At 63.5% G+C, this 13431-nt stretch carries 16 protein-coding genes; 4 read left to right on the top strand and 12 right to left on the bottom strand.

Translation table 11 applies throughout. The annotated features are described in order from the left end of the window. Window positions 1-146: 146 nt before the first annotated feature. Both X265_RS33245 and X265_RS33240 read right to left on the bottom strand, forming a co-directional pair. Window positions 147-365 carry a hypothetical protein gene (locus X265_RS33245; protein WP_128968653.1) on the bottom strand — a complete coding sequence of 73 codons (219 nt, stop codon included), beginning with the start codon at window positions 363-365 and terminating at the stop codon, window positions 147-149. A gap of 116 nt (window positions 366-481) precedes the next feature. Next, window positions 482-1930 carry a TAXI family TRAP transporter solute-binding subunit gene (locus tag X265_RS33240; protein WP_128968652.1) on the bottom strand — a complete coding sequence of 483 codons (1449 nt, stop codon included), beginning with the start codon at window positions 1928-1930 and terminating at the stop codon, window positions 482-484. A gap of 397 nt (window positions 1931-2327) precedes the next feature. On the opposite strand from X265_RS33240, the gene X265_RS33235 reads away from it, so the two are divergent. Continuing rightward, window positions 2328-2675, top strand: coding sequence for a DUF3307 domain-containing protein (locus tag X265_RS33235; RefSeq protein ID WP_244659465.1), 348 nt, complete (start codon window positions 2328-2330; stop codon window positions 2673-2675). A gap of 185 nt (window positions 2676-2860) precedes the next feature. After that, the gene (locus tag X265_RS40875) at window positions 2861-3259 is read left to right on the top strand and encodes a hypothetical protein (RefSeq protein WP_164938914.1); all 399 of its coding nucleotides are present in this window, start codon (window positions 2861-2863) and stop codon (window positions 3257-3259) included. Here X265_RS40875 and X265_RS33225 read toward each other — a convergent pair. Together X265_RS33225 and X265_RS33220 are read right to left on the bottom strand one after the other, a co-directional pair. After that, the gene (locus X265_RS33225; RefSeq protein WP_373291736.1) at window positions 3256-3573 is read right to left on the bottom strand and encodes a YkgJ family cysteine cluster protein; all 318 of its coding nucleotides are present in this window, start codon (window positions 3571-3573) and stop codon (window positions 3256-3258) included. The two genes, X265_RS40875 and X265_RS33225, sit on opposite strands and share 4 nt — an antisense overlap. After that, window positions 3573-4271, bottom strand: a complete 699-nt coding sequence (locus X265_RS33220; RefSeq protein WP_128968648.1) for a helix-turn-helix transcriptional regulator — start codon at window positions 4269-4271, stop codon at window positions 3573-3575. The genes X265_RS33225 and X265_RS33220 overlap by 1 nt, the downstream gene beginning before the upstream one ends. A 112-nt stretch (window positions 4272-4383) precedes the next feature. On the opposite strand from X265_RS33220, the gene X265_RS33215 reads away from it, so the two are divergent. Then, the gene (locus tag X265_RS33215) at window positions 4384-4659 is read left to right on the top strand and encodes a hypothetical protein (protein ID WP_128968647.1); all 276 of its coding nucleotides are present in this window, start codon (window positions 4384-4386) and stop codon (window positions 4657-4659) included. A gap of 38 nt (window positions 4660-4697) precedes the next feature. Then, entirely contained in the window at window positions 4698-5426 is a 729-nt protein-coding gene (locus X265_RS33210; RefSeq protein ID WP_128968646.1) for a glutathione S-transferase family protein, read from the top strand. A gap of 76 nt (window positions 5427-5502) precedes the next feature. Here the strand turns inward: X265_RS33210 and X265_RS33205 are convergent, their stop codons facing one another. The 8 genes from X265_RS33205 to X265_RS33165 form a co-directional block, all read right to left on the bottom strand. After that, entirely contained in the window at window positions 5503-6660 is a 1158-nt protein-coding gene (locus X265_RS33205; RefSeq protein WP_128968645.1) for an ABC transporter substrate-binding protein, read from the bottom strand. Window positions 6661-6749: 89 nt separating this feature from the next. After that, window positions 6750-7169, bottom strand: a complete 420-nt coding sequence (locus X265_RS33200; protein WP_128968644.1) for an acyl-CoA thioesterase — start codon at window positions 7167-7169, stop codon at window positions 6750-6752. A 217-nt stretch (window positions 7170-7386) separates the two neighbouring features. Further along, a complete protein-coding gene (locus X265_RS33195) occupies window positions 7387-8148 on the bottom strand; it encodes an SDR family NAD(P)-dependent oxidoreductase (RefSeq protein WP_128968643.1) in 762 nt (253 codons plus the stop codon). A 26-nt stretch (window positions 8149-8174) separates the two neighbouring features. Next, window positions 8175-10058 carry a feruloyl-CoA synthase gene (locus X265_RS33190; protein ID WP_128968642.1) on the bottom strand — a complete coding sequence of 628 codons (1884 nt, stop codon included), beginning with the start codon at window positions 10056-10058 and terminating at the stop codon, window positions 8175-8177. Continuing rightward, on the bottom strand, window positions 10055-10864 hold the full coding sequence (locus X265_RS33185; RefSeq protein WP_128968641.1) for a crotonase/enoyl-CoA hydratase family protein: 810 nt from the start codon (window positions 10862-10864) through the stop codon (window positions 10055-10057). The genes X265_RS33190 and X265_RS33185 overlap by 4 nt, the downstream gene beginning before the upstream one ends. A 254-nt stretch (window positions 10865-11118) precedes the next feature. Beyond that, on the bottom strand, window positions 11119-11580 hold the full coding sequence (locus tag X265_RS33175; protein WP_128968639.1) for a DUF3237 domain-containing protein: 462 nt from the start codon (window positions 11578-11580) through the stop codon (window positions 11119-11121). Between the two features lie 12 nt (window positions 11581-11592). Then, entirely contained in the window at window positions 11593-12912 is a 1320-nt protein-coding gene (locus X265_RS33170) for a TRAP transporter large permease (protein WP_128968638.1), read from the bottom strand. 2 nt (window positions 12913-12914) lie between these two features. After that, a complete protein-coding gene (locus X265_RS33165; protein ID WP_128968637.1) occupies window positions 12915-13424 on the bottom strand; it encodes a TRAP transporter small permease in 510 nt (169 codons plus the stop codon). Between the last annotated feature and the right edge of the window lie 7 nt (window positions 13425-13431).

The raw sequence follows: 13431 nt of genomic DNA, 5'->3' as shown, positions 1-13431 counted from the left end.
GCCTGCGGTCCCGGGCTGGGACTTCGGCGCCAAAGTGCCCGCCCGCACCGGAGCCGTCAACGACGGGGCTTGCAGCCGCACCATTCGCCCCAGGGACGGGGCGCAGATGCCCGCTGCGGCGGGGCCGGCTGGTGCCGGCCTGGCCGCTACTTGAAATGTGGAGGTTCGTCATAGCCTCGGCGGCTGCTGAGGAACAGCAGCGTCATCAGACCGACGCCGACGACCACGGAGAACCCCGCCCCGAGCGCCAGTGCCACATAACCTTCTGTCGGGATCGGATCGCCTTCGACGGTCATGGCCGAATAGGCGAAGTAGCCGACCGCAACCAGCATTCCCAGCAAGATGATGAGAAGGAGCATACGCATGGTGCGTTCACCGGTTGTGACCGTAACCAACGGTTGCAGAGGGCAAACTGTTCCATGACCGGGAAGCGGCGAGGCGCCAGGGAGATGCCTCGGGTGGCCCGGGCACGATCGATACGTCAGGCACTCTGAACCGTCTTCACCACCACGACATTGCTGTCGTCGTGCGGGGGCGCGGCGGCCTCGCCCGCCGCCCTCTCGATCTCGCCGGCGTGACGCTTCAGATAGTCGCGGCGCATGCCGATTTCGTCACGGACGAACTCGTAGCCCAGCTTGAAGGTATCGAGCCCGTCGCTACTGATCGTGCCGTCGCGCAAGCCGATCACAGCGCCCCGCAGAATGCTTTCGAGCTCGTCCTGAAGGCATTCGAGCTGATCCAGCGAATGGGCATGCTCGATGCGTTCGCCGATGTCGAGGATGGCGGTGGAGAGTTCGCTCGCCTTCTCCGGCGCGATGCGGGTGATCTTGGCGTAGATCGCAGCGAAGATCGAGCCGATGACGCTAAGCGCCGCGGCGCCCAGATACATCAAGTCGCTGTACTTATCCATGAACGACTTGGTGTCGTCGTTGATGTAGTCGGCTGCGCCCTGATGCGCCATCACGTAAGCGTCCTTCTCGACGGAGGCCGGCTCGATGTGGGTCGCAAAACCATTGTCGAGCCCGAGCGCGGACTTGTTCTCGTAGACGATACGCGCGATATCGCCGGCGGTGGTGGCCGACATCCTGGATTGCGCAACCAGCAGCCATTCGAGCCCGATCGTGTCGAGATCGTCGTCGGGAATCTCGGGCGATGCGGACAGTGTGCCTGCCGTCAGGGTCTCGTCGGATATGCCGGGGAATTTGCGCGTCAACGCCTTGGCTTCGTCGATCGCATTCAGCGTGAAGCCGCCCCGCTTGGCGACCTGCTCGTAGGCCTTGTCGCGCACGGCTTTGGAGGCGTGAACGATGGCGATCACTGCGCTGAAGCCGTTGGTTGGCGCGAATAGCTTGTCCAGCGTCGCGCCCTGCGGAGCCATCTGGATCTTCGCCGCGTCAGGACTATCGGCGGGGATGTCGAGGATGCTGCGGACGAAGGCGAGCGAGGCATCGTTCTCGGCGAGAACCGCGACCTTCTTCTTCTTGAGCTCCGCGAGCGATTTGATCTTCCTGTTGCCGGGGCCGAGCAGCAGCACGAGATCGTGCTCGAGGATCGCCAATGTGCGCGCCCGCAGCGGCACCTTGGCGTCGGTGCGCAGGACGGCAAGGTCGGCCTGCCTGCGATCGAACTGTGCGAGCGCCTTGGCGCTGTCGGGATTGTTGACGATTTTGATCCGGAAGCGTGAGGCATTGTTCTTCAGCAGCGTGGCGAGCTTGTTGGCGAACAGCGCTTCGTCGCTGCTGGGCACGCCGACGGCAAAGGTCAGCGTCTCCGAATTGTGCAGCCAAGCGCGGCCGGCCCAGACGGTCGCCAGCGACAGCAGCAGGGTCAGCACGACATAGAGCAGGACCTGCTGCTGGTTGGTCTTGATCACCTTGGGACGCCTGGGTGGCGGGAGCTCGGTCGACGAGGTTGGGCCTTCAGAACCCATGGCAGCACTCCGGCCTTATTCCTGGAATTGCGGGCTGCCACGGCGATCGCCCGCGGCGCGCTAAAATTCGTAAGCTTCTGAAAAAAGAACGATAATCCTCTACCTGGGGATGATAGCTCTCCAGCAAGAGAAGGCAAATTCGGCGCTGAAGGTAACTACTCAGATGCTTGGCGTTGGATAATGCTATCACCGTTTAGCCACACTTGGCGATTTTCCAGTTCCCCCCGGCTGCATTCCGTCGCGGGAAATGTCATAAATCAGCAGTCCCGATGATCTGTCGGACCAAGAAGAAGTTGCGCTGAACGCTCCATTTTTCCTTTTCGATTCAACGAGGGCGTCGGCTTTGTCGTTTCCACCCCTGTCATCAGCGGTTCCGGTCGAAGCGCTCATTGGCTGGATGTTGCTGCTCACCTTCAAGCACATCATTGCAGATTTCGTGCTGCAGACCGCCTGGATGGCGCATGGCAAGGACCAGAAGCACGGCTGGGCGTTGCCGCTTCTGGTGCATTGCCTGATACACCTTGTGGTTGCGCTGCCGCTGATCCTGATCGTTGCGCCGAAATTCTGGTTCGTGGCACTGATCGATTTCGTCATTCACATCACGGTCGATCGCGCCAAGGGGCTGGTCTCTGCCAACTTCGGCGTCAACCAGGAGCACCCCTGGTTCTGGACCCTGATCGGCGTCGACCAGGCGCTGCATCACCTGACGGGCTTCGGCCTCTCCATCTTCATGGCGGCGAACTGAGACCCTGCCAGAGGCGCGCGTCCGGAAACATGGCCGCAGGGCGGCCACCGCTCCCGTATTCAACCCGGCTAGGGGCCGTTCCGATTCGCGGCATAAGGCAAGGACACCGGGTGACTACCGCCCAGGGTGGTTAACCTTTCATTAGAGAATTACGCGGCATCTTCCCGATACGAGGGAGAACTGCAATGTTTTCAAGCCGCGACGCTTATGAAAGCGATTTCTGCCCGGTTCGCGACGAACTCCTTGGCGAGATGTACCGCGCCAGCGAGAGTGGCCTGCCGAGGCTGGTTGAGAGTGTTTCCCCTGACGCGCGCGCCAGGCTGGCGCTGTTCTGCTATCGCCGCAGCCACCTTCATTCGCTGGCGGTCGCGATCGCGGGCAGCTGCAGCGAGCGCGATCTGATCGAGAATGGCGGCCGTGTCGGCTCGACGCTCTATGCGCTCTCGCGCGAGGGTTCGGCCAAATCGTCCCCGTCTCTGTCGGGTGGCCGCAAGCCGATCACGCTGTCGACCAAGCCGCTCTCGGTGCTCGCACCGCTGGACGACGAGATCGACGACGAGATCGGCGAAGCCGTCCTCGCCTAAGCGGTTTCTATCGTCGGCAGTCCAAACTTCCGCCGCGCCATTGCGCATTCGGCATCGCCCGGCATGCAGGTGCGGCACACCTCCGGCCGCACCGCATAGACGCCGCACGCCGTTGCCTTGCCGATCTCTCCCTGCAACGCCGAACAACGATCACCCTCGCAGCGCATGCCGGATTGGCGCGCGTTGACGAAGCCCGAAGGGATCAACGCCAGCTCCTCGTCGCTCTCGACCGAGAAGCGCGGCCAGTTCTGCGAATAGCCGCAGCAGGCGCCGCAGCTCTGGCAAAGGCTCGAGAGATCGAGTTCTTGCATCATCAAGTGTCTTTCGGCGGTCCCCAGACCAGGCTCTGCCGCCACTTGGCGCGCAGCACGTCGCGCCTTTCAGGATATCGTTCGTCGAGATAGGTCGCATCCACGACGCGATCGGTGCGGAAGCTGCGGAAGTCGCTGCGCAGTTCGCACCAGGCCGCGAGCAGGCGCACTGCCTCGAGATAGCCGACCGAGATCGGCCAGATCATGCGCTCGCTGGGGCGGCCCTGCTCGTCGCGATAGCGCAGCATGATCTTCTTGCCTTCGTGGATCTGGGCGCGCGTGCGCGCCATGTCGAGGCGGTCCGGCTCCCGGTTCCAGCTCGGCCGCGCGCGGCTCGCCGGCTCCAGGACGAACGGACGCAGCCGCTCGGGTACGGTGTCGGCGATCTTGGCCATCAAATCTTCCGCCGCACGTGCCAGCGTCGAATCGGCGTGTCCAGCGACCCATTGTGCGCCCAGCACCGCCGCCTCGATCTCGTCGGGCGTCAGCATCAAGGGTGGCAGGTCGAAACCCTTCTCCAGGATGTAGCCCATGCCGGCCTCGCCGCGGATCGGCACGCGCTGGCCAATCAACGTCGCGATGTCGCGATAGATCGTTCGCTTCGAGGTCTCGAGCTCGGCCGCGATCGCGTCGGCCGTCAGCGGCTTACGGGTGCGTCTCAGCACCTGGATGATCTGAAACAGCCGGTCGGCGCGTCTCATGACAATTCTCTCATCGTAGGCAGATCAGAAAATGGCGCGTGGCTGCTGACAGGATGTTGGCAGCAGGGGAGTTCTATACCGAGACAACACATCGACTGAAGAGGATTTGTCCATGATCATTCCAACCCATTTCGGTCCGGGCGGTCCGTGGTGGCGGATCCAGACTCCGTTGCATGCCTCGCTGTATGCCTGGGCCTTCAGCCGTCTCGCATTTCTCGATCTCACGATCGTCGATCTCCGCATTGCGCTTGCGACCATGCTGACACGCTCGCTGATCCAGGCTGCGGATGCGCTGGCCCGCCATGTCATGAGCCGCGCCTTTCGGGGGGCCCGTTTCGCAGAAGATATCACGGCTGCTGCCACCATGGTGGCAGCAGCCCGGCGCTAGGTTCCGTCAACTTTTTTGGTAGGTCCAGGAGAGCTCTCATGATCACGCTTTACGGCTTTGGTACCGGCTTCGGCCTGCCGGAAATCAGCCCTTTCGTCACCAAGACCGAGGTGCAGCTCAAGATGGCGGGGCTGCCCTACAGGAAGGAGCGCGCGATGCCACCGGCTTCGCCGAAGGGACAATTGCCGTTCATCGACGATGGCGGCGAGGCCGTGGCCGATTCCACCTTCATCCGCGCGCATATCGAGCGCCGCTATGGTTTCGACTTCGACGCCGGCCTCTCCTTGCAGGAGCGCGCGCAAGCCTGGGCGTTCGAACGCATGATCGAGCACCATGTCTACTGGGCGCTGGTCGGCGCGCGGTGGGTCGATGCCACCAATTTCGCCAAGGGACCTGCGCATTTCTTCGACGGCGCGCCCGAGCACAGCCGCGAGAAGCTGCGTGAGGATGCGCAGTTCCGCGTTGCCGAAAACTACCTGCTCTCCGGCCTTGGCCGCCACGCCCCCGATGACGATGTCGATCTCGCGGTCCGCTCGCTGTTTGCACTGTCGGTGCAACTCGGCGACAAATCCTACCTGATGGGCAACAAGCCGTGCGGCGTCGATGCGACCGCGTTCGGCGCGCTTGCCGGGATATTGACGCCGTTCTTCGAATCTCAGTTGCGCGAGCGCGCGGAAGGATTCCCGAACCTCACTGCCTATGTCGACCGGATGATGGACGCGTACTATCCGGAGTTCGCCTGGACGCCGCTGCAACAGGCGGCTTGAGGCACTCGCGCGTTTCGCAAGACGAAAGAGCCGGCCACGAGGGCCGGCTCGAATCGTCCTTGGCGTTGTCGCCCTCTTAGGGCTCCTTCACCATCTGGTACTTGCCGTCCTTGACGGTGAGCAGGATGCGGGCGCGGTCGTCGACGCCGTAGCGGTCCTTTTCGGTGAAGTTGTAGACGCCCTGGCTCGCCGCGAGGTCCTTTTCCGACAGCAGCGCCTGACGGATGGCTTCGCGGAATTCCGGAGTGCCGGGCTTGGCTGTCTTCAGCGCCACCGGGACAACCCGCTTCAGGATCTCGAAGGCATCGTAGGAATGGCCCGCGAACTGGCTGCGGCTGTGCGGGCCGTACTTGGCTTCATAGGCCGCATTGAGCGCAAGTCCCGGCTTCTTGGTCAGCGCGCTGTCCGGCTGGTCCTCGGGGTCCATTACAGGGCCGGAGGCCATCAGCACACCCTCGGCGGCTTTGCCGGCGATGCGGATGAAGTCCATGCTGGCTGCGCCGTGGGTCTGGTAAATCAGGCCCTGATAGCCACGCTCGCGCAGTTCGGTCTGCGGCAGCGCGGCTGCGGTGCCGGAGGCGCCGACGAGAATGGCGTCGGGGTTGGCGGCAACGAGCTTCAGCACCTGGCCGGTGACCGAGGTGTCGGGACGCGCGAAGCGCTCCTCGTCGACGATGGTGAGGCCCATCGGCACGCCCTGCGCCTTCAGGTCGTTGAACCACAGGTCGCCATAGGAATCGGAATAGCCGATATAGCCGACCGTTTTCACCTTGTGCGCCTTCATGTGGTCGTACAGCACCTTGCCGACGATCGGGATCGGCTGCGGCATCGCTACCGACCACTTGGCGCGCTCCGGCGTGATCGGGAACGGCGCGAGGCCGAAATGCGGAATGCCGGCTTCGTTGGCGACGTTGGAGACCGCGATGGTCGGCGGCGTCAGCGCCGAGCCCATGATGATGTCGGCTTTCGACTCCGTAACGAAGCGACGTGCGTTGGTGGTTGCCGTGGTCGGGTCGCCGCCGTCATCGAGCACGATCACTTTCAGCGGCACGCCGCCAATCTCCTTCGGCACGAATTCCAGCGCATTGCGCTCGGGGATCCCGAGCGCGGCGCCGGGGCCGGTGGTGGTGGTGGTGATCCCGATCGTGATTTCAGCGGTCTGGGCCAGCGTGGGCAGGGCCGGCAACGCCAGCGTCGCCGCCGCAATGGCGGCAGTCAGGTAAAAGCGTTTCATCAATTCCTCCCTTGACGTTCTTCTTTGAAAGCAGAAATCGGGGATGAATTCAGCCCCGTCTTTTGGCGATGCGGCGAATTAGTTCCGGATTAGCTCCCTGTGAATTTGGCTACCATTTCCGGAGGGAATGGTGCCGATTTCAGTTTGTCGGGGTTAACGGGGTCGCGGCCGACCAGGACGCGGGTCTCGAAACCCTCGATGGCGAGCGCCTCACCCTTATAGACGTTGTGCTTCACCTCGAAGCTCGAGCGCTTGATGCTCTCGATCTTCGTCTCGATGGTGATCCAGTCGCCATAGGTCGAGGGGATGTAGAACTTGGACCGCGTGTCGACCATGGGGATGCCCACCAGGCCGTATTTGCGGACCAGGTCCTGCTTCGAGAACCCGGCGACCTCGAACAGGGCCGAGGTCGAATCGTCGAACATCGCGAAATAACGCGGGTAGTAGACGATGTTGGCGGGGTCGCAGTCGCCCCACTGGATCTGGACCTCGCGCCGGTTCACGAACATCGGTGATGCATCCTCTGGCGCTGTGCCACACCTCTCCCGGAGGGAGAGGTCGAATTGCGTCTTGCGATGCGCAGCATCGTCAAGAGCAATTCGGGTGAGGGATTACGGTCTCTCGATACGGCAGGGCTCCCCACCCGGCGCTGCGCGCCGACCTCTCCGAATGGGAGAGGTAAGGTCGTGATCGCTGCTGCAAATCCGCCCATCAACTTACTTGGAGTTACTTCGGCGCCATGCGCAGCGAGCCGTCGAGGCGCACCACTTCGCCGTTGAGGTAGGAGTTCTCGACCATATGCAGCGCGAGCGCTGCGAATTCGTCGGCGTTGCCGAGCCGGCGCGGGAAGGGGATCGCCGCGGCGAGGGAGTCCTGGGCTTCCTGCGGCAGGTTGGCGAGCAGCGGCGTCAGGAACAGGCCGGGCGCGATGGTCAGTACGCGGATGCCGAACTGGGCGAGCTCGCGCGCGATCGGCAAGGTCATGCCGACGATGCCGCCCTTCGAGGCCGAGTAGGCGGACTGCCCGATCTGGCCGTCATAGGCCGCGACGGAGGCGGTGTTGATGATGACGCCGCGCTCGCCGCTCGCCTGCGGCTCCAGCTTGGACATCTCGGTTGCGGCAAGACGCAGCATGTTGAAGGTGCCGATCAAATTGACCTTGATCACCTTGTCGAAATCGGCGAGCGCCATCGGACCGTCGCGGCCGACCACGCGCTTGGCAACGCCGATGCCGGCGCAGTTGACCAGCACGCGCGCGGGCCCGTGGGCCTTGGTTGCCTGCGCGATCGCAGCCTCAGCAGAAGCTGCGTCGGAGACGTCGCACGTCACGGCGACGCCCTTGATCTCGGCGGCAACGGTCTCGGCGAGCTTGGTATTGAGATCGCACACAGCGACCTTGGCGCCCTGCGCCGCCAGCTTTCGCGCGGTGGCCGCGCCCAGTCCCGATGCACCGCCGGTGACGATGGCTGCCTGATCCTTCAACAACATGGCGTTCTCCTATGGCGATAATTTCTTTAGCCGACCGATATCACACGGCCCGATGGATTGGCAGCGTAGAGCTCGTCGATCAATGCGGCGCGATGCTCCAGAACCGCGCGCTGGTTGACCGAGCCCTTGTCGGTGACCTCGCCCTTGTCGATCGAGAGCGGCTCATCCAGGAGGATCGCGCGGGTGATCCGGGTCGAGGAGCCGGTGGCCGATGCGAGGAAGCGGGTCAGGCGCTCGCGGAAGGCTTCGCGCACCAGCCGGTCGCGCGCGGTGAAGGTGAGATTGTCGGCCGGCAAGGTCGGATTGATCAGCCGGCAACCGTCGAGATCGAGCAGCACGAGGGCGGAGACCTCGTCGCGGTTGATGCCGGCGATGACGACGTCGCGCACCAGCGGCGCGCAGGCGGCCGTGAGGCGCGCGCGCAGCGGGCCGACGCTGACCCAGGTGCCGCTGGCGAGCTTGAAGTCCTCGCTGACGCGGCCGTCGAAATCGAAGCCGGCATTGAGATCGTCGGGATCGGCGGGCTTGAGTGCGTCGCCGAGCTTGTAGAAGCCTTCCTCGTCGAACGATTTTGCGGTGATGTCGGGCTGGCGCCAGTAGCCGGGCATGACGTTCGGGCCCTTGCAGCGCACCTCCAGCTTGCCGTTGTTCGGCACCAGCTTGGCGTCGTTGCCTGACACCGGCAGTCCGACATGGCCGGAGCGGCTGGTGCGCGGATTGACGGACATGAAGAACGGCGCAGTCTCGGTGGCGCCAAGGCCGGTCAGCATCGGTACCCGATAGCCCTTTTCCTTCACTGCGAGCTCGTCGAGGCTGTTCCAGACAAAAGGCGACAGTGCCGCGCCCGAGAAGAACATCGCGTGCAGGCGATCAAAGAACTTTGCGCGCAAGCCCTGGTCGTCGCGCAAATACGGCAGCAGCGATTCATAGCCCTTGGGCACGTTGAAATAGACTGTCGGCGAAATCTCCTGGAGATTGCGCACGGTCTCCTCGATGCCGCCGGGCACCGGCTTGCCGGCGTCCAGATACATCGAGCCGCCGTTATAGAGCGTGAGCCCGATATTGTGATTGCCGCCAAAGGTGTGGTTCCAGGGCAGCCAGTCGATGATCACAGGCGGCTCGTCCTTGAGGAAGGCGAGCGTCTCCCGCAACATCACCTGGTTGGCGCAGATCATGCGCTGGGTGTTGATGACGGCCTTGGGATTGCCTGTCGAGCCCGACGTCAGCAGGAATTTTGCGATCGTGTCGGGACCGATCTTGCCGTGCACGGCGTCGAGATCGCTACGAACGGGCGTTGCCATGAGGTCGGCGAGCAGGGTGACGTCGCGGCCCGGGACGTGACCGTAGGATGCGGCGATCTCGGTGCCCAGCGAGACATTGGCGGCGAGCGCGTCGGCGAATTTGTCGGCATCCTCGGCGAAAACCAGGCCGGGGGTCAGCAGCTTCATCAGATAGGACAGCTTGCCGTAGTCCTTCGACACCAGCGAATAGGCCGGCGACACGGGGCAGAACGGAACGCCGGCATAGAACGCGCCGAAGGCGAGCAGGGCATGGTCGATCGAATTGCCGGAGAGGATGACGACCGGCCGTTCCGCCGACAGGCCGCGCTGGATCAGGCTTGAAGCGATATGCCGGCTCGCGGTGAGCAGCTCGGCATAGGTGATCCTGCGCCAGCCGCGGCCGCCTTCGCGCTCCGCCATGAACACGCGATCCGGCGTCGTCGTCGCCCAATGGTGCAGGCGATCGGTGATGCGGGCGGGATAGTCGCCGAGCGGCTGCTGCGGCCGCAGATAGATGGTGCCATCGGCGCGCCGCTCGATGTCGACGACGGGATCGCCGAACGAGATCGGTCGCAGCGGAGAATTGCTCACGCCGCGCTCTGTGCTGGAAGAGGACGGCTGCGCGCTCATGACTTCGGCTTCACCTTTGCGGTCTTGTGCTCGAGGAACTCGCGAATCCTGCGCTTGGCTTCCTTGTCGCTCTGCGCGACCGTCGCCATCAGCGATTCCATCAACAAGCCGGTCTGCGGATTGGCTTCCGCGATCATCGGCAGTGCCTGGAGCACGGCGAAATTCGTCAGCGGCGCGTTGGACGCAATCTTGGTCGCGAGCTCGAGCGCCTTGGGCAAGCCGTTGCCCGCTTCCGTGACATATTGCGCGAAGCCGTAGGACGCGCCTTCGGTCGCGCTATAGACGCGCCCCGTCAGCATCATGTCCATCATGCGCGCGACGCCGATCAGCCGCGGCAGCCGCACCGAGCCGCCGCCGCCGACGAAGATGCCGCGCTGTCCTTCCGGCAGCGCGAAGTAGGTCGAGGGTTCGGCGACGCGGATGTGTGCTGCACAGGCCAGCTCCAGCCCGCCGCCGATCACGGCGCCCTTCAGCGCGGCGATGACCGGGACGCGGCTGTACTGGATGCGATCGAACACCCGGTGCCACATCTGCGAATGCAGGAGGCCGCCGGTGGCGTCGTGGTCCTGGAGCTCGGACAGGTCGAGCCCGCTGGAGAAATGGTCGCCGATGCCGTGAATGACCACCGCGCCGATATCCTCCGGCAGGGACGTAAAACATTCGCCGATTTCGAGAATGATGCCGTCATTGAGCGCGTTGCGCTTCGCCGGCCGGTTCAGACCCACGGTCAGAACCCGGTCCACCCTCTCGATCTGAAGCAGCCCGGAGGCGCCCGTGCCAGCGGTCTCGGCGTTTCCCTGTGTCATTTGCGTCCTTATCAGAATAGTTATGTTGTATAACGAATTCTGCGGGAGTCAAGATGTCAGCCTGTGATGTGGCGCGGTGGGCCTTAATCTGCCAGGCGCCGGATCCGAAGGTTTTGAGGGCTGGGGCGGGCTGTGATGCGCAGACCTTGCCAAATTCTCCGTCATTGCGAGCGCAGCGAAGCAATCCAGAATCTTGCCCGCGGAGGACTCTGGATTCCTTCGCTGCGCTCGCAATGACGAGGCGGCAGCCGCCTTCACACCACCTGATGCATGTCGATCACCACGCGGTCCGCATGCCGCGCCGCCGAGCCCACAAAGATGTGCTCCATCAGCCAGCGATACTTCGCATGCCCGGTCTCGAATCTCGGCACGGTCCGGAAATAGATCAATTTGGGATCGACCGGCTCGCCGCGCTTGAGCTTTTGCAATAGCTCGACCGGGCCGAAGCGCATGCCCTTGTTCTCGACATAGACGACGGCGCCGTCGTCGGTCTCGAAGGCGTATTTGGCCTCGAGGTCGATCAGCTCGTTGGGCCGGATGGTCTGGAAGTCGGCGCCGAAGGGAAGCACTTTGCCTGATACCGCGCCCGTCACCTTGCCACCCAGGATCGGGATGATGCGGCGTACGCCGATGCCGGTCTCGCCGGCAGTGACGACGTCGCCGATCTCAGCGGTGATGGTGAAGACGTATTTGGTTTCGAGCCTCGGCGTTGACATCACTTCACCTCTCTAGTGCGCCATCATGCGCGTCGGAAGCCATGTCGCCAGCAGGGGAAAGGCGATCAGGATCACCAGGCGCACGAGGTCCGTCGCCACGAACGGGATCACGCCCTTGAAGATGGTGGAGAAGGATACGTCCTTCACGACGCTCTTGATGACGAAGACGTTCATGCCGACAGGCGGATGGATCAGGCCGAGCTCGACCGTCATCACGATGATGACGCCGAACCAGATCGGGTCAAAACCCAGATGCGTGATGACGGGGAAGATGATCGGCACGGTCAGAATGATCATCGCCATCGCGTCCATCAGGCAGCCAAGCACGAGATACATCACCATGATCAGCGCCAGCACGCCGTAGGGGCCGAGGCCAAGGCCGGTCAGGAATTCCGTCACTTTCTGCGGCGTCTGCGTCACCGTCAGGAAATAGCCGAAGATAAGCGCGCCGATCAGCACGGTGAACACGGCGGCCGCCGTGCGTGTCGCCTGGAGCAGCGAAGCCAGCACCTTCTCGCGGTCGAGCCGTCCGGTGACAATGCCGATGATGAAAGCGCCGGTGGCGCCGACGCCGCCGGCTTCCGTTGGGGTGAAGCGCGGCAGGAAGGGGAGGCCGTAGAGGCCGCCGATCACGAACACGAACAGCAGCACCGGCGCCCAGATGTCCTTCAGGCCGGCGAACCTCTCGCGCCAGGGCAGCATCTTGCCCTTGGGCAGGAAGTCGGGTCTGAAATAGCCGATCAGGAAGATCGTGATCATGTACATTGTCATCGCCAGGAGGCCCGGGATGATGCCGGCGATGAAGAGTTTTCCGATGTCCTGCTCGGTGATGATGCCGTAGACCGCGAGCACTGTGGAAGGCGGCAGCATCGCGCCGAGCGTGCCGCCGGCCGCGATCACGCCTGTCGCAAACGACTGCGGATAGCCGAAGCGGCGCATCTCGGGATAGGCGACGGCCGAGAAGGTCGCGGCAGTCGCAACGGAAGATCCGCAAATCGCGGCGAAGCCGCCGCAGGCGCCGACGGTGGCGATGCCGAGTCCGCCGCGCAGATGCCCGACGAAGCCGTTGGCGGCGCGGAACAGCTCGCGGCTCATGCCGGAGTTGCTGACGAAGGAGCCCATCAGCAGGAACATCGGGATCACGCCGAACGTGTAGTCGGTGACCGTGCGCATCGAGGTCTGGCCGACCAGCTTCAAGGCCGGGGTCGCGCCGACCAGATAGGAGAAGCCGGAGACGCCGACGAGGCCCATGGCCATGCCGACGGGCACGCGCAGCAGCATCAACGCGAACAGGGAAACGAAGCCGATAACGGCGACGGCATCGGTGCTCATGATTACTCCGTCGCCTTCAGCTTGGGGTCGTGCATGTCTTCGGGATGGAAGATCAGTCGGTACGTGCGAATCGCGATCAGCAGCACGGCCGAGACGTCGCCGATCCAGGCGATCGCGAAGAACGGCCAGGTCGGCATGTGCATGTCGAAGGTCTGGACGTTGTCGTTGTAGGTGCCGCGTACCTTGTCGAACAGCGTCCAGGTTTGCACGGTGACGACGAACAACAGCACCAGCGTCGCGAACACGTCGATCCAGCGCTGGTAGCGCGGCCCGACATTGCCCCAGACCAGATCGACCGTGATGTGGGTGCCGCGATAGGAGGTCGCCGCGATACCCCAGAAAATGAGGATGCCGAGCAGCATGCGGCCGATGTCAAAACTATCGGGAATCGAATAGTTCAGCGTGTTGCGCAGCAGCACCGACAGGAAAATGTCGAGGGCGACGATGCCGACGAACGCGGCTGCGATCCATTCGATGGTGTCGATAAAGCGGTCCATCCAGGCGCGCTTCATGGCGAGA

This window comes from Bradyrhizobium guangdongense (genome assembly GCF_004114975.1).
In the GTDB taxonomy this organism is placed as follows: Bacteria; Pseudomonadota; Alphaproteobacteria; order Rhizobiales; family Xanthobacteraceae; genus Bradyrhizobium; species Bradyrhizobium guangdongense.
This window is presented reverse-complemented; position numbering and strand designations above follow the sequence as displayed.